The following is a 15,750-nucleotide window of genomic DNA, read 5'->3' as shown; positions in this document are numbered from 1 at the left end:
CCTTACAGATTTAACCATTGTTTGAATTCCGCGGCCTTATTTTTGCCGATAATGATATCGACTTCGGAATTGGGACTGACCACTATTTTTAATTGGTTATTGCCATACCGGATGATTTTTTCAATTGCCGAAATGGCGATAATGAACTGTCTATTGGCCCGGTAGAAAAAGCTGGAATCCAATCCTGAATACAATTCGTCCAAACTGGAATTGGTGGTTGATTTCTTTCCATTGAAATCCACGACATAAGTAATTGTATTTTCCGTATAGATATAGGCAATTTCCTCTATGGCAATGGACAACAGTTCGTTCCTTAAATAGGTCAGGATTCTTTTTTTACCGGTTTCCTTGGCAGTAGTTTTTTCCTTTGTACGCTGTTGGGAATCCAATTGCCTTTGCATGGACAGGTTTTCACTGACCCTTTTTTGATACTCACCCAAATCACTGTTTAATTTTGCCAGGCCAATGACCTCGGTTTCCAAAGCTTCATTTTTACGTTCCAATTGTTTCTCGTATAAACTTCCGATCAGCCGAACCGTAATTACACTGCTCAGGACAATAACAAAGCCCATGATGCTAAAAATGGTATAAAATCGATTCCTGATATTTTTCAATCGTGAGGCAATTTTTCCGGTGTTGGCATAGGCAGCTACAATCCAATCGGAATTCGGTACGGGGGTCAAGGATAGGATTTCCTTTTGGTTGGATGTGGGATTGTTGGTGATCAATTCGTAAAAATCCGAAGGATTTATTTCGCTGTTCATGGTGAAGCCTTCGGACGTTTCTTTGGAAATTGAAGTACCCACAAGGGTGATGTCCGGATAGCAGACCCTATTGCCGGACCAATCCATAATGCTCACAAAACTAGTACCATTGTGGGTGTTTTGAATGCTTTGCTGTACCTGCTCCCTTATTTTTTCCTTGGATATTTCAGCTTCAAAAAGGCTCCCCACCAATAAAGCCACTTCCTTGGCCTCCCTTTTACTGGACATTAATTTGGTATCCAGCATTTGTTCAGCACTCAACTGAACAAAATACTTTGCTGCCACACCACCTATGAGCACAAATAAAATGGTAATCGCCAAAAAGGTATAGAGGTAAAGTCTGTCTTTTCGCATAGATGGATGTATTCCCGATAGTGGGGTTATTGGATACCTGTAAATATAGTTATCCCTATTGGTTTTTAAAGAAATTGCAAAACCTATATACAACCTCGCATGGTTGGCTTTTCCAAAACCCATTCCAGGATATCCCTCATAAATACTGGACCTTAAGGTTTATGGGATAATTCCGTTTTAAACCTCATAATTCCGTTTCACCCACTTTTAATAGGGAAGGGGCCCGTTTCCTGGGTTCATTTGTACCATCAACAAATTCAAATCTAAAATATAGTATTATGAAAAAGAATTTTTTAAAAATGGCTGCGCTGTCCTTTTTTGCGCTGGCATGTTCCGACGATGACACGGATGGTCCCGTAGTAAATCCACCCGATAATGGAGGAGGGACTGCAGGTAAGGCATCCTTTGTACTCAATGAGGTGGAATACCTGGGGGACCGGGTTGAAATTTTTAACAATGGTGATGCTGCGGGTGACCTTAGTGGCTATTGGTTGTGTTTAGGCCCAGGGCAGTATGCGCAAATTGGTACTATTACCACAGAGGGTAATGTTAACTTGGCCGCAGGGGAATACCTTACGATATTTTTTGAAATGCCACAGGAGCAGGGCGGCATAGGCTTGTACTCCAGTAACGAATTCACTAGTTCGGAAGCGTTGGTTGATTTTGTACAGTGGGGCGCAGCTGGTAGCGCCAGGGAAAATGTTGCCGTAGAAGCCGGTATCTGGACCGCTGGGGAATTTGTTCCCGTTTTAGGTAGTGCGGACAACAGCATTATTTTTGACGGGGATGGTAATGGTGTGGCCAATTGGGCAGAAACTAGTACCCCAACGTTTGGAGCGGACAATGTATTGACCATGCCCGTGGCCAACAGACAGTCCATTGTTCTGAATGAGGTTCAATATGGGAACCTTAATTATGTGGAAATTTACAATAATGGCAATGTGGCCGTTGACCTTAGTGGATATTGGTTATGCCTGGGTCCTGGGCAGTATACCCAAATTGGAACGCTCACCCCTAAAACGGGTAATATTGAGTTGCCGGCAGGAGAATTTTTGGTGCTCCCGGTGACCCTGCCGGATACGCAAGGTGGATTGGGTCTTTACTCCACAAATGCCTTTACAAACGCAGAAGCTATCGTAGATTTCGTTCAGTGGGGTGCATCGGGGAGTGCACGTGAAAATGTTGCCGTTGAAGCTGGTATCTGGACCGAAGGGGAATATGTTCCCACAGTAGGACTTTCCGCAAGTATTGAGTATGATGGAGAGGGTGATACTGCTGCGGACTGGAACCCGGAAGCCATACCTTCCCTAGGGGAAGCAAACGATGCCGCTCCCAGGACAACAGCTTTTAATATTACCATTAGTAATGTTACCAATTATTTGAATGTCCATGCCTTCACTACTCCGGTAGGTGCTTCGGGACCTGGTCCATTGACGACCAATGGAGCCCAATATCAAATTCAATTTCAGGCAGTGCGTGGTACCAAATTCACTCCCATTACCATGATGGGCAACAGTAACGATTGGTTTTTGGCACCTGAGGATTTGGCAGGTATCGATTTGTTTCCCAACGGTCAGGCACTTAGTGGTGTGGACATTGCCAATGAGCTCGTTCTTTATGACTTAGGTACGGAAGCGGACAATGATCCTGCCTATTTTCCACCAGCTGGCGCCAATGTTGGCCCTGCGGATTCGAATGCCGCAGTACGCCTTGTGGACCGTGGTGGTCGTAGGGGTGATACCTATATTACCGCTGTATTGGATTATGCCCCTGGTACCGCAACCTCGGCCGGAACGTTTACTCTCACCATCGAAGCCATAATGGCCCCACAGCCGGCTACTGACCGCGGCGCCATTCTTAGTGAAGTGCAGTATCAAGGAGCTGATTATGTGGAAATTCTAAATACAGGTTCAACTACCCTGGATTTAAATAACTATTGGTTGTGTTTGGGCCCGGGAAGATATGCCAGAATAGGTACCCTTACTCCCGTAAATGGAACGATAAACCTAGCTGCGGGTGAAGCGTTGACATTACCTTTTGAAATGGGTGATTCTGAAGGATTGGGCTTGTACAGTTCAAATGCCTTTACGGATTCCAATGCCATGGTGGATTTTGTACAATGGGGTGCCGCAGGTAGTGCTCGCGAGAATGTGGCCGTAGCAGCTGGTCTTTGGACCGCAGGTGATTATTTGCCAACCGTTGCAGCACCAACAAACAGCATTATTTCCAATGGAATTGCCTCAGGATTTGCCAATTGGACAGAGACTTCCACGCCTTCGTTTGGTTCTGATAACGGAGCAAATACGTTTAACAACGGTTTTGTTGTGACTCCAGGATTGGTAGTATTGCATGCCCTACCGGAACCGTTGTTCACTTTGGGACAAGCGGATAGGGGTGTTGGCTTGGAAGCCATTGCCGAAGATGGCAATGTAATGCCTTTGTACAACTGGTTCAAAGAAACCGGTTCACAGGGCGCGCCATTGCGTTTGGCATCATCGCTAAGCGTTTTCTCACCAGGGCTTGTGTACGCATTTAATGGGGAAAGGGATCCACTGGTGCTACAGGGGGAAACCAACAATCCCGGGAACGGACTTGAGGAATTGGCCGAAGATGGTGATAATTCCGTGGCAGTGGCCTACTTGGAAAGTCTAGGTTTGCCCGTTGCGGCCAGTAATGAGACAGCACCTGTTGGTCCTGGGGAATACCTAAGTTTTACCTTGGAGGTGCCCCAAGATCAAAACTTTAAGTTTGGATTTTCCACCATGTACGTTCAAACCAATGATTGGTTTATTGCCTATAACAATGCCGGTTATCCACTTTTTGATGAAAACGGTACGCCTGCATCCGGTTTCGGTGCCAGCGAGAAATCATACCTATACGATTCTGGAACGGAAGTGGACGAAGCCGTAGGCTTTGGTATTTATCAGGCCCCAAGACAGGGAGGACCCAATGAAGGCCCTGCCGATGCAAACACCACGGTGCGTAGGGTAAGTGAATTGGAAGATGTTCAATTTGGAAAGGGACTTATCAGCAGTGGCCCCGGGGTGGTTTATTTACAGGACCCAAGAGGGGGATATAATGTTGTTCGAGTAGAGATTCAGCCACAATAACGACTTCATTTTCAGTTAGTGTTTGATGTTTTATTGTTGCAAGAACCGAGGGATACCCCTCGGTTCTTTGTATTTTATTCAATAATGACGAAAACCGTTGTGGCCAATATCCCTGGGTTAACTACTTTTTTCCTATTTTCAATACACATTTTGTTTGTATTCCTGGACTAACTGTAAACATGAAAAACATTAACCGAAGAAATTTCCTCAAAAAGACCTCCATGGCAACGGCAAGCATGGGTGCGCTATCCTTGTTTCCGGAGTATATCAGAGGGCAGACAGAGCGACCATCCGCTGCCACCTATATGGGAGGCTTTGCCGCACCAAAACTGGAAAATATTAGAGCGGCTTTTATCGGTGTGGGGGCAAGAGGTGGATATCATCTCAAGTTTTTGGCTTCCTTGCCTGGAACCGAAGTTGTGGCCATATGTGATCTGTATGAGGATTTGGTCATGGAAAAAGAGGGATGGGTGCGGGAAGTTGCCGATCAAGGCAGACATCAAAACATCAAATTGTACCATGGGCATGAGGATCGATGGAAAACCATGCTGACGGAGGTCAAACCGGATATTGTGTTCATTGCCACCAATTGGCGAAATCACGCCCCAATGGCCATTGAGAGTATGAAACAGGGCGCCCATACCTTTGTTGAGGTTCCCATTGCGTTGACACTCCAGGAAATGTGGGATATCGTAGATACATCCGAAATGACCCAAAAACACTGTATGATGTTGGAGAACGTGAATTATGGTCGGGACGAATTAATGTTTCTCCATATGTGCAGACAGGAAGTGATAGGTGAGCTCTTACACGGAGAAGCAGCTTATATCCATGAATTACGGTGGCAAATGGAAGAACAGGACAGGGGAACAGGTTCTTGGAGGACCTATCATTATGCCGAAAGAAACGGAAATTTATATCCAACCCATGGATTGGGCCCCATAGCCCAATATATGAGTTTGGGAAGGCAAGAAGATACCTTTGGGAGTTTGGTCTCTTTCTCGAGTCCTGGGTTGGGACGTGAAGCATACGCCAAAAAAAAGTATCCGAAGGATCATAAATGGAACCAATTGGACTTTAAGGGAGGTGATTTGAATACCTCGATCATTAAAACCCATTTTGGCAGAACCATTATGGTACAATGGGACGAAACCAGTCCCCGACCTTATTCAAGATTAAATTTGGTTCAAGGAACAAAAGGGGCTTTGGCCGGCTTCCCAACTCGGGTAGCTTTGGAAGACGGGGTAGAGGGACTTACCAAAGATCATCACTCGTGGGTGCAGGGAGACCAACTTCAAGCACTTTATGATATGTACGACCATCCGCTGTACAAAAGGTTAAATGATGCTGCCAAAGAAAGTGGCCATGGGGGAATGGATGGGATTATGGTGTACCGAATTGTGGAATGTTTACAAAAGGGATTGCCCCTGGACCAAAATGTATACGAAGGTTGCTTTTGGAGTGCCGTGGCCCCCTTGAGTGAACGGTCCGTAGCCAGCGGAGGTTACCCGCAACCATTTCCAGATTTTACACGGGGAAATTGGAAACATACCCAACCACTTCAAATCGTTTCCTAGTCCATGATTAAAATAAGGGTCCCGGCCCGTATCTGTTTTTTTGGAGATCATCAGGATTATTTGGGCCTACCCGTAATTGCCGGTACCATTGACCGATATATGCAGCTGAAGGCCAAACCGATTCGGTCACATGAGTTTCAATTGGAACTCAAGGACATAAACTCCTTCAGAACCGTCCCTTTGGATACAAACGGGGAAAAGGTGGCCCCTGGGGACTACATTCGTTCCGCAATGGCTATTTTGCTGGAAAAAGATTTCCGTTTTAGGCAGGGCTACAAAATTGAAATATCCGGAAATATTCCGATAAATGCTGGTCTTTCAAGCTCTTCCGCATTAACCGTTGCATGGATTCGTTTTTTGGTTGCCATCCAAGAAGGGAGAATACGTTTTACGGATTCGGATATAGGACGTTGGGCCTATGAAGCAGAAGTACGCTTTTTTGATCAACCGGGCGGATTAATGGATCAATATACCATTGCACAGCAGGGACTGCTTTTTATTGATACGCAACATGGAAAAACGGAGAGGTTAAAAGGAAGATGGGGAAATTTGGTGATAGCGGAGTCCGGAATGGCCAAAAGGACTTTGGATGTGCTTCAAAATGCGAAAAGCTATCAACAAAGTGCATTATATCGGATAAAGGCCCAAAATCCGGAATTTAAAATTCAGGATGCCAACGTAATGGATTATGAAAAATACAAGGGGGTGATTCCAGAAAAGTATGTCAGATACTGGTATGCCACCATACACAATTATGACATTACCCAAAAGGCGAAAAGGCTTTTAAAAAACGAAAACCCCGACCTGATGCAGTTGGGGGAACTCATGAACCGTCATCAAAAAATATTGGAGGACCATATTGGGAACACCCCCAGGGAAATGGCCATGATGATGGATGCGGCCAGGAAAGCGGGGGCAAATGGAACAAAGATTATTGGTTCGGGGGGAGGAGGTTGTATGGTCGCCATGGTGGAGGATACCCATAAACAAGATGTGATTACCGCTTTTTTGGACAATGGGGCAAAAGCCGCTTACGAAGTTAAACTTACATATCCCAAAGTATGAGAAACAATAGTTTGGTCATTATGGCCGGGGGGGCTTCTTCCAGAATGAAAAAGAGCCTGGAAGATTCGAATTTGTCCAGTACGATAATTCAGACCGCTAAAAAGTTACATAAAAGTCTTATTCCCCTGGGTAAAATGGGCAGACCCCTTTTGTACTACCTGATTCGGAATGCCGTAACGGCCGGTATACGGACGATATATTTGATTACTTCTCCGGAAAATGAAGCTTTTATGGATTTTATAACCGAGTTGGGGGAGCATGGAAAAATTTCGTGGACTGGAGGTGAAGGTCGCCGTTCAACATATTCCTTCCCATAGGGAAAAGCCCTTGGGCACGGCTGATGCACTCCAACAGTGTTTACATCAGCACCAAAATCTACTGGATGAAAACTTCACGGTCTGTAATGGGGATAACCTCTATGATGTAGGGGCGTTTAGGGCGTTAATGGCAGAAAGAAAAGTCACCAATGCATTGATTGGCTATGATGGGGAGGGTCTGGGCCATTCCCAAGAAAAAATTGCCAGATTTGCTTTATTGGATTTCAATGATGCTGGTTTTGTAACGGATATTTTGGAGAAACCGACCGGTCCCGTGTTGGAGGATTATCGCAAAAGACATGGGAAGCTTTGGGTAAGTATGAATATTTTCAATTTTCATGGAGCGACCATTTACCCTTTTTTGGAAGACTGCCCCATTCATCCCGTAAGAAAGGAGAAAGAGCTACCTGAGGCTGTTCGAAATATGGTCAAGGAATTTCCCCAAAGCATGCTGTGTATTCCCCGCTCAGAAAAGATTCCGGATTTGACCTCCGCATCGGATATTGCCACTTTCTTTGACTGAAAATGTAAAAGAGGCCCATTAAGACCTCTCTTTATTTATAATACTTGAAAAGAAATTAAAACTAAACTAGGACAAAACTAGCGTTCTTGCCAATAGCACTGGGATAACAAAAGATCAAAATGGTTAATGAAAGATTAAGAGCCTGTTTGGGAATTTGTGATTGGAATTGTAATAGGACATTTTTAGTGCGGAACGGGGCACGACATAGCGAAAGCTATGGGCGAGCTGGTGCGATGGAAAAGCATAGCTATGGTTATGGACCAAAATTTTAACAGGACCGAAAGAAAAGGCCAACGGTTTGGCCTTTGAAAGAGGGGCCAGATGGTGCGCTGGCCGCAAAAAGGGACATAGAAAAACAATTGACAAATTCCCAAACAGGCTCTAAGGCTATTTCAAAACCATACAACACCGTATATTGTGCCATAAATCCTTAAGCATTGTTCCATTGAAAAACAGAAGCCTTTTCATAATCGTTTTTGTGGTTTCCATTTTTGGATTGGCTTTTGTACAATATCAATATCTTAGAATAGGCTTGAATCTTGCCAAGATTCAATTCAGTGAAAAGGTGGAAAGGTCCATGGAGGATATAAAGAGGGGCCTTGGAACAGAGAATGAACTTACTTTCCTGATGGTCAGTGCAATGCGTCGGGACACATCCTTTTTTAGGACCAGTCCGGATAGTGTTTTGGATGCTTCGAGTTATTTTCTAAATGATTTTTTAAGGGAAAGTTTGATTCAGAACGGCGTGGAGGCAGATTTCACCTATACCTTGACGACCAGGGATTCTGCATACTATCTTAAATCCCCAAATGTGTTCGGGAAACGTGAAAAGAGCAATTCCTATCCTATTCTGTTGGATGGTTATCTCCCCAATCTCTTTGGACAGCGATTTGTGCTGAACCTTAAATTTCGGGATTTAAATCGCTATTTCCTTTCGCAATTGAATGGCCTTACCCTCCCCAGTATTATTTTTCTATTGGGAATCATTGTTGTGGTGATTTGGATTTTGCGGACCTATTACTGGCAACGCAGGGTCATCACTACCACCGACGCATTTATCAATAACCTGACCCACGAACTTAAAACACCCGTTTTTTCCATTAGCTTGGCTTCCAAAATATTGAAGGATAAAGTGGATGATTCCGCACAGACCTTTGTAACGATTATACATCAACAATCCGAACGTTTGTCAAATCATATCGAAAAGGTATTGGAACTAGCTACCATGGAGCGAAAAAAAGCGGTAATACAATCGATGCCCATTGATTTTTACCCGTATTTGGAAAAAGTCTGCAAGGATTACAAAGCACTTTCAGCCCTTGAAAAAGTGGACTTTTCCTTTGAGTTGAAGAAAGGTCCTTTTCCCATAAAAGGGGAGTCCTTCCATTTACAGAACATGGTCAATAATCTTTTGGACAATGCCAAAAAATATGCCGATTCCCCTAAGGTGGAGTTAATGGCTTGCAAGAAAGCAAAAAGCTTGTATATTGAAATAAAGGACAATGGATATGGGATTGCCAAGGAGGAGCAGGGAAAGGTTTTTGAAAAGTACTATCGGTCCAATAGGGGCAATGTCCATACGGTTAAGGGTTTTGGATTGGGACTTAATTATGTAAAGACGGTCGTAAGGCAACATAAAGGAAGGATCAAGCTGGAAAGCGAACCCCTTAAAGGAACCACGGTTACTGTACAAATTCCACTGTATGAAATCCAATAAAAAAAGATTGTTATTGGTAGAAGATGAAGAATCCCTAGGGTATCTTCTCTCTGAATACCTTGGAATGAAAGGGTTTCAGGTAACATGGGCCAAGAATGGTGAGGAAGCTTTGGAACTTATGGAGAAGAAAAACTACGATTTGGCCATTTTGGATGTGATGATGCCCCGAATGGATGGTTTTGCCCTGGCCGAACGGATGCGGATCAATGCTATGGAGTTGCCATTTTTGTTCCTTACGGCAAGATCGCTCAAAATAGATGTCCTTAAGGGATTTGCCCTGGGCGCGGTTGATTATTTAAAGAAACCCATCGACGAGGAGGAACTGGTGGTACGTATTCATACACTTTTGTCCCGATTGATTCCGGAAGGCCGTTCCATGGAACAGGAAATCCTGATTTTAGGGCAGTATCAATTGGACTGTAAGAATCAAAAATTGATTTTTGGGGATGATTTCACTACACTTACCACAAGGGAAATGGAATTGCTAAGGATACTGGCCACCAACAAAAATAATTTATGCACGCATAAGGAAATTCTCGTCAAGCTTTGGGGGGATAATGATTATTTCAACAGGAAAAGCCTCAATGTGTTCATTACCAGATTGCGCAATTACTTAAAAAAAGACGATACCCTTAAAATTGAGAATGTCCATGGCAAGGGTTTTATCCTTAGGATTCCAAATATTGCTTAATTTAAAGGTATGGAAACTTATGCGAACGCTTTATTATATGCCATTCCCTTTTTCATTGGGTTGGTACTCCTGGAAATAGGATATGGGTATTTGGTAAAGGACCAAAAACACAATGTTATGGACACGGTGAGCAGTTTAAGCTCTGGTCTTACCAATATTGTAAAGGATTCCCTGGGTCTCGTTTTGGTACTGGTGGGCTATCCATTTTTGTTGAAATATTTGGCATTGTTCACAATTGAATCCACTTGGTTGGTTTGGCTTTTGGCCTTTCTTTGTATTGATTTTGCAGGGTACTGGAACCATAGATTAAGCCACCATGTCAATATTTTTTGGAATCAACATGTTATCCATCATAGCAGTGAGGAGTTTAATTTGGCCTGTGCATTGCGACAGTCCATTTCCAATGTAATAGGGTACTTTGCACTATTATTGATTCCGGCTGCTTTACTGGGGGTACCCAATGAGGTCATTGCCATTTTGGCCCCTATCCACTTATTCGCCCAATTTTGGTACCACACCCAGCATATTGGTAAAATGGGCTGGCTTGAATATGTAATCGTAACCCCATCCCAGCATCGGGTGCATCACGCCATTAATCCAGAGTACATTGATAAAAATCTAGGTCAGATACTTTGTATATGGGACCGTATGTTTGGAACTTTCCAGGAAGAGTTGGATGATGTGCCACCACAATATGGGGTTTTAAAACCAGCGGCTACCTGGAATCCGATCATCATCAACTTTCAACATGTTTGGAGACTGATGAAAGATGCATGGCGTACCAAGAACTGGAAGGATAAATTGCGTATATGGTTCATGCCAACGGGATGGCGGCCAAATGACGTCAATGAAAAATATCCCATATCAAAAATTGAAAATGTTTATGCTTTCAACAAGTATAAGCCCCTAGCTTCCCCATCCTTAAAAGGGTATGCTATTTTTCAGCTATTGTTCAATACCGGATTGATGCTTTTTATGTTCTATAATTATTCTGAAATAGGATTTAACAACCTTCTCCTATTTGGAGCATTTGTATTTGTGGGCATTTATGGGTATACCTCATTAATGGATAGGAAGCGCCATGCCTTTTGGATAGAATTTGTGAGAAGTGTTATGGGCTTCTTGCTTATTTGGTTTACCGGTGATTGGTTTGGAATCAATGCCTATTGGAAGTGGGGGAGTACCGCTATTTTGTTTTATTTTGGAATCACTGTTTTTGGGGGATGGTACTTCACTTTTTTGGAAAATTCAACCAAACCTGAAGTAAATGTCACAGCTTAATCGGGTTTTAGCTCCTTATTGACCAATTCAATGTAATTGGCCATTGCCTCGTTCCTGTTGATATTTTGGGCCTGGATAAGTGCATTGGCCTTAAAGGCATTGATCAGTGGTGTTTTGCTTCCAGGATTGTCAAAGTTTTTGTTGGCAATTTTATAATACGCGTACAGCTTTAGGAGAATATCTGCCGGGATGGGCTCTACGTAGTTGTTCACATATTGAACGGCTTCTTGGAACTTATTTTGTAAGCTTTTGTCAACCATCTTGTTCCGGTAACATCGCAATGCAGGTCCTTGCACCCACAACTTTTTGATTTAATCCCACGCAGACCTTACAGTCAAGGGGAAGCAACACATCCACCCTTGAGCCAAACTTGATAAAACCAGCGTCATCACCCTGCACCACTTGTTCCCCTTCTTCGGCATAATTCACGATCCTTCTGGCCATGGCACCGGCAATTTGTCTGTAAAGGATTTCGCCAAATTTTGGGGTATGGATGACAACCGTGGTTCTTTCGTTGTCCGTACTTGACTTGGGATGCCAAGCAACCAAGTATTTTCCGGGATGGTATTTGGAATAGGTAATCGTACCACTTGCGGCATACCTTGTAACATGAACATTCAAAGGGGACATAAAGATGGATACCTGTCTTCTTTTTCCCTGGAAATATTCGGTATCCTCCACCTCTTCAATTACGACAACCTTTCCATCGACTGGGGCCAGGATTTCATTAAAGTTTGGGGTCAAAGGTCTCTTGGGATTTCTGAAGAACTGTAGGATCAAAATCAATAGTACCAGGGAAACCACCTGTAAAAGCATACGGAGCCATTCCAAAGCAACAAAGTATTGCGCCAGAATTATCACGGCAACCACCAAAAAAAAGGTAGTAAGAATAATGTTCTTACCTTCTTTATGAAACATAGGTAAACAAAATTAAGGTCAAATATGCAAATGGTGCTGCAAAAACCAAACTATCCAATCGATCCAATATTCCACCATGGCCCGGTAAAATGGCACCACTATCCTTTACACCGGCCATTCGCTTGAATTTTGATTCCAGCAAATCACCCAGGTTACCCATAATTACGATAACAACGGCTAAAATTAACCACTGTTCCATGGTGATGATTGGTTCATACCTAGAAATAATGTATGCGGCAACCATTGCAAAAATAAGACCTCCCAAAGAACCTTCAATTGTTTTTTGGGGAGAAATTCTTGGAAATAATTTATGCTTTCCCAAAGTTCTGCCCACCAGATAGGCAAATGAATCGTTCACCCATATCAAAATGAAGACCCCCATGATCAGGAGCTTTGCAAAATGTTCGTTTTGATAGGGAATCATGGTGAGGAAAACACAGCCCCCGCCTATATAGAATGTGGCTATCACATATTTTTGGACTGTGGTCAATGCATTTTGGGGGGGGGAAAACAAATACACCAGCAATGCCAAGTCCACGGTAATGGTTAAAACCAGTAATATTTTGATCATGGCAAAGTCATGAATCAAGTAGATAAAAGCCCACCACAACGCCAAATAGGCAATAAAAACATAATATCCGGTTATTTTCATCAGTCTTTTGAACTCATAAAGGCAAGCCAGCCCAAAGGCCATAAAGAGAAAATCAAAGGCATCCGAACTCAGAAAAACGGCGGATAACAATAAAAAAACGTAAACAATTCCGGTAAGTGACCTACGCAGAAGTTCTCTCATACACTAGTTAGTAGTCTTCCAAAAGCAAAAGATAGACATTTTTTGAAGCACTACCGTAGGAGAGAAAATCATTTTTGTTTTCTGGTGTGGGAAGAAAATGTTTTAAGGTGGTTATATTATCGGGGATTTTTTGGGGATACTTTTTCTTAATGATTTTTAGGGCCTCACTAATGGAATCCACCAATTGGCTTGTTGTGGCAAAAACAATTAGATTGCTGGGCAATTCGTTTAGTTTTTTCTCTTTTATTTGATGTGAGCATACTAAAATGGAGCCATTGTGGGCTATGAGGTGCTCACAAGTGGTAAAGAAAATATCGCTTTCGTTCCTGTTGTCCGTGAACGACAGTTTTTCTGAGGCAAATCGCTCATTGATTCTTTTGTTCAAGGTGTAGAAAAAATGACCTTGCCAGTTATTTTCCGAAACAATATTGGCCAGAGCGGTTTGAACTTCGGTAAAATCTTCACAGTAGATAAATTTCCCCCCGTTCTTTTTAAAATAAATGGTAAACTTTTCATCTATGGGGATTTTTAAATCTGGCATATGTTCGCCCCTAGTTTCCGCAGTTTCTTTAGAAACTTTTTTACCTCCTCCAAAAAGTTTGTCAAATAGGCTCATATTTCTTTTAGGCCAGGAAACGGGAAGCGAGCAAGGATCAGTTGGTTTTTTCCTTTACTTCTTCCGTTTCAGTATCGTTGGATTTGGGTTGTTCCGCCCCTTCTTCTTCCTTTTCAAAAGGACGTTTTCCAAAGATTTTTTCCAGATCGTCCTTAAAAATTACTTCTTTTTCCAACAACCTGTCCGCCAATTGGGTTAATTTATCCTTGTTTTTATCAAGAATGGAAATGGCCCTTGTATATTGCTTCTCGATAATTTTAGAGATTTCCTCGTCAATTTTTTGGGCGGTCTCTTCACTGTACGGTTTGGTAAAACCATATTCGTTTTGTCCGGAGGAGTCGTAATAGGTAATATTACCCAACTCATCATTCAGTCCGTAAATAGTGACCATTGCCCGTGCTTGTTTGGTAACTTTTTCCAAATCACTTAAAGCACCAGTGGATATTTTATTGAAAATGACTTTTTCTGCGGCCCGTCCACCCATGGTGGCGCACATTTCATCCAACATTTGTTCCGGGCGAACGATCAATCGTTCCTCTGGAAGGTACCATGCGGCGCCCAGGGATTGTCCACGGGGCACAATGGTAACCTTGACCAATGGTGCTGCGTGCTCCAACATCCAACTTACCGTTGCGTGACCTGCCTCATGGTATGCAATGGTTTTCTTTTCTTCCGGGGTGATTATTTTGTTTTTCTTCTCCAGCCCCCCTACAATCCTATCCACGGCATCCAGGAAATCCTGTTTCGTCACTGCCTTTCTTTCTTTTCTTGCGGCAATCAATGCAGCTTCATTACAAACATTGGCTATGTCCGCTCCTGAAAATCCAGGTGTTTGTCTGGCCAAGAAATCCAAATCCAAAGTTTCTGCGGTCTTTATGGGCCGTAGGTGGACTTCAAAAATTTCCTTTCTTTCCCTAATGTCCGGTAAATCCACATATATCTGTCTGTCAAACCTGCCAGCACGCATCAAGGCTTTATCCAGGACATCGGCACGGTTGGTTGCGGCAAGTACAATAACATTGGTATTGGTACCAAAACCGTCCATCTCCGTCAGTAATTGATTTAGGGTGTTTTCACGTTCATCATTGGAACCCGTGAAATTGTTCTTTCCCCTGGCACGACCTATGGCATCGATTTCATCTATGAATATAATGGCCGGAGATTTGTCCTTGGCCTGTTTGAACAAGTCACGCACCCGGGAGGCACCGACACCAACGAACATCTCTACAAAATCTGAACCGGAAAGGGAGAAAAAGGGAACTTTGGCCTCTCCTGCCACTGCTTTGGCCAATAACGTTTTTCCTGTTCCCGGAGGACCGACCAATAAAGCCCCTTTGGGTATTTTACCACCCAAGGAAGTATACTTGTCCGGGTTTTTCAAGAACTCCACAATCTCCTGTACTTCCTCTTTTGCACCTTCCAAACCTGCAACATCCTTAAATGATGTCCTTGTGTCCGTTTTCTCATCAAAGAGTTTGGCTTTGGACTTTCCAATATTAAAGATTTGACCTCCAGCGCCACCAGCGCCACCACCGGACATTCGGCGCATCAAATAAATCCAAATCCCAATAATGAGAATAAAGGGTAGCAAGGATAGCAGCAAATCCCCAAGGACATTGGATTCCGTATCAAATTCAACGATGGTATCAAGATTGTTTTCCTTTTTTATCTCGCTGATTTCATTCTGAAATATCTGTAAATCCCCATAGTCCAAGATATATTGGGGCACCAAACCGGTCGTAGGGAGCATAGGTTTGTCCGCAACGCCCTTATGGACATCTTTCTTAAGACCTTCATCCGTTAAAAAGACTTTTGCCTGTCTGGTATTGGTAATGATTATAATTTTAGAGATATCCCCATTTCTAAGAAATTCCTGCATTTCGGAAGTGGTGGTCTTCTCCGTATTGGAGAATGTTGCACTGCCAAAAAATTGAAAACCCAGAATAAGGGCAATAATTACACCGTAGATCCACCAAGAACTGAACCTGGGTTTTTTAGGGGTATTTGAATTTTCTTTTGCCATT

The 15,750-nt window shown here is 43.1% G+C and carries 14 protein-coding genes; 8 read left to right on the top strand and 6 right to left on the bottom strand.

Annotation, left to right across the window (positions count from 1 at the left end; all coding sequences use genetic code 11):
* Positions 1-2 precede the first annotated feature (2 nt).
* The gene (locus tag L0P88_RS02680; RefSeq protein ID WP_247133097.1) at positions 3-1,118 is read right to left on the bottom strand and encodes a LytR/AlgR family response regulator transcription factor; all 1,116 of its coding nucleotides are present in this window, start codon (positions 1,116-1,118) and stop codon (positions 3-5) included.
* Between the two features lie 278 nt (positions 1,119-1,396).
* On the opposite strand from L0P88_RS02680, the gene L0P88_RS02675 reads away from it, so the two are divergent.
* From L0P88_RS02675 to L0P88_RS02640, 8 genes are all read left to right on the top strand, one after another.
* Positions 1,397-4,228 (top strand): spondin domain-containing protein, encoded by a 2,832-nt coding sequence (locus L0P88_RS02675; RefSeq protein ID WP_247133096.1) that lies wholly within the window; start codon positions 1,397-1,399, stop codon positions 4,226-4,228.
* Between the two features lie 179 nt (positions 4,229-4,407).
* Positions 4,408-5,805 carry a Gfo/Idh/MocA family oxidoreductase gene (locus tag L0P88_RS02670; RefSeq protein WP_247133095.1) on the top strand — a complete coding sequence of 466 codons (1,398 nt, stop codon included), beginning with the start codon at positions 4,408-4,410 and terminating at the stop codon, positions 5,803-5,805.
* A gap of 3 nt (positions 5,806-5,808) precedes the next feature.
* On the top strand, positions 5,809-6,870 hold the full coding sequence (locus tag L0P88_RS02665) for a mevalonate kinase (RefSeq protein WP_247133093.1): 1,062 nt from the start codon (positions 5,809-5,811) through the stop codon (positions 6,868-6,870).
* Entirely contained in the window at positions 6,867-7,187 is a 321-nt protein-coding gene (locus L0P88_RS02660) for an NTP transferase domain-containing protein (RefSeq protein WP_247133091.1), read from the top strand. The genes L0P88_RS02665 and L0P88_RS02660 overlap by 4 nt, the downstream gene beginning before the upstream one ends.
* A complete protein-coding gene (locus L0P88_RS02655) occupies positions 7,129-7,710 on the top strand; it encodes a sugar phosphate nucleotidyltransferase (RefSeq protein ID WP_247133090.1) in 582 nt (193 codons plus the stop codon). The genes L0P88_RS02660 and L0P88_RS02655 overlap by 59 nt, the downstream gene beginning before the upstream one ends.
* A 445-nt stretch (positions 7,711-8,155) precedes the next feature.
* Positions 8,156-9,427 carry a sensor histidine kinase gene (locus L0P88_RS02650; RefSeq protein WP_247133089.1) on the top strand — a complete coding sequence of 424 codons (1,272 nt, stop codon included), beginning with the start codon at positions 8,156-8,158 and terminating at the stop codon, positions 9,425-9,427.
* Positions 9,414-10,118, top strand: coding sequence for a response regulator transcription factor (locus tag L0P88_RS02645; protein ID WP_247133088.1), 705 nt, complete (start codon positions 9,414-9,416; stop codon positions 10,116-10,118). The genes L0P88_RS02650 and L0P88_RS02645 overlap by 14 nt, the downstream gene beginning before the upstream one ends.
* A 9-nt stretch (positions 10,119-10,127) precedes the next feature.
* The gene (locus L0P88_RS02640) at positions 10,128-11,399 is read left to right on the top strand and encodes a sterol desaturase family protein (protein WP_247133086.1); all 1,272 of its coding nucleotides are present in this window, start codon (positions 10,128-10,130) and stop codon (positions 11,397-11,399) included.
* Here L0P88_RS02640 and L0P88_RS02635 read toward each other — a convergent pair.
* The 5 genes from L0P88_RS02635 to ftsH are packed head-to-tail and all read right to left on the bottom strand — an operon-like array spanning position 11,396 to position 15,749.
* Positions 11,396-11,659 carry an acyl-CoA-binding protein gene (locus tag L0P88_RS02635; protein WP_158779718.1) on the bottom strand — a complete coding sequence of 88 codons (264 nt, stop codon included), beginning with the start codon at positions 11,657-11,659 and terminating at the stop codon, positions 11,396-11,398. The genes L0P88_RS02640 and L0P88_RS02635 overlap by 4 nt on opposite strands.
* Positions 11,652-12,317: a phosphatidylserine decarboxylase family protein gene (locus tag L0P88_RS02630; protein ID WP_247133085.1), complete on the bottom strand. Its 666-nt coding sequence runs from the start codon at positions 12,315-12,317 to the stop codon at positions 11,652-11,654. The genes L0P88_RS02635 and L0P88_RS02630 overlap by 8 nt, the downstream gene beginning before the upstream one ends.
* Positions 12,307-13,110 carry a phosphatidate cytidylyltransferase gene (locus L0P88_RS02625; RefSeq protein ID WP_247133084.1) on the bottom strand — a complete coding sequence of 268 codons (804 nt, stop codon included), beginning with the start codon at positions 13,108-13,110 and terminating at the stop codon, positions 12,307-12,309. Before L0P88_RS02625 ends, L0P88_RS02630 begins: the two co-directional genes overlap by 11 nt.
* A 7-nt stretch (positions 13,111-13,117) precedes the next feature.
* Positions 13,118-13,726 (bottom strand): LUD domain-containing protein, encoded by a 609-nt coding sequence (locus L0P88_RS02620; RefSeq protein WP_247133083.1) that lies wholly within the window; start codon positions 13,724-13,726, stop codon positions 13,118-13,120.
* A gap of 37 nt (positions 13,727-13,763) precedes the next feature.
* On the bottom strand, positions 13,764-15,749 hold the full coding sequence (gene ftsH, locus L0P88_RS02615) for an ATP-dependent zinc metalloprotease FtsH (protein WP_247133082.1): 1,986 nt from the start codon (positions 15,747-15,749) through the stop codon (positions 13,764-13,766).
* Position 15,750 lies beyond the last annotated feature (1 nt).

The sequence above is a fragment of the Muricauda sp. SCSIO 64092 genome (assembly GCF_023016285.1).
Taxonomy (GTDB): domain Bacteria; phylum Bacteroidota; class Bacteroidia; order Flavobacteriales; family Flavobacteriaceae; genus Croceivirga.
Note: the sequence above shows the minus strand (reverse complement) of the source record. Positions and strands in the feature narration are given on the sequence as shown.

What these genes read in the sequence shown, in the direction of transcription:
- L0P88_RS02645 (WP_247133088.1), top strand. Translation starts at nt 9,414, where the DNA reads ATGAAATCCAATAAAAAAAGATTGTTATTGGTAGAAGATGAAGAATCC.
- L0P88_RS02640 (WP_247133086.1), top strand. Translation starts at nt 10,128, where the DNA reads ATGGAAACTTATGCGAACGCTTTATTATATGCCATTCCCTTTTTCATT.
- L0P88_RS02630 (WP_247133085.1), bottom strand. Translation starts at nt 12,317, where the DNA reads ATGTTTCATAAAGAAGGTAAGAACATTATTCTTACTACCTTTTTTTTG.
- L0P88_RS02680 (WP_247133097.1), bottom strand. Translation starts at nt 1,118, where the DNA reads ATGCGAAAAGACAGACTTTACCTCTATACCTTTTTGGCGATTACCATT.
- L0P88_RS02665 (WP_247133093.1), top strand. Translation starts at nt 5,809, where the DNA reads ATGATTAAAATAAGGGTCCCGGCCCGTATCTGTTTTTTTGGAGATCAT.
- L0P88_RS02655 (WP_247133090.1), top strand. Translation starts at nt 7,129, where the DNA reads ATGGAAAAATTTCGTGGACTGGAGGTGAAGGTCGCCGTTCAACATATT.
- L0P88_RS02675 (WP_247133096.1), top strand. Translation starts at nt 1,397, where the DNA reads ATGAAAAAGAATTTTTTAAAAATGGCTGCGCTGTCCTTTTTTGCGCTG.
- L0P88_RS02660 (WP_247133091.1), top strand. Translation starts at nt 6,867, where the DNA reads ATGAGAAACAATAGTTTGGTCATTATGGCCGGGGGGGCTTCTTCCAGA.
- L0P88_RS02620 (WP_247133083.1), bottom strand. Translation starts at nt 13,726, where the DNA reads ATGAGCCTATTTGACAAACTTTTTGGAGGAGGTAAAAAAGTTTCTAAA.
- L0P88_RS02670 (WP_247133095.1), top strand. Translation starts at nt 4,408, where the DNA reads ATGAAAAACATTAACCGAAGAAATTTCCTCAAAAAGACCTCCATGGCA.
- ftsH (WP_247133082.1), bottom strand. Translation starts at nt 15,749, where the DNA reads ATGGCAAAAGAAAATTCAAATACCCCTAAAAAACCCAGGTTCAGTTCT.
- L0P88_RS02625 (WP_247133084.1), bottom strand. Translation starts at nt 13,110, where the DNA reads ATGAGAGAACTTCTGCGTAGGTCACTTACCGGAATTGTTTACGTTTTT.
- L0P88_RS02635 (WP_158779718.1), bottom strand. Translation starts at nt 11,659, where the DNA reads ATGGTTGACAAAAGCTTACAAAATAAGTTCCAAGAAGCCGTTCAATAT.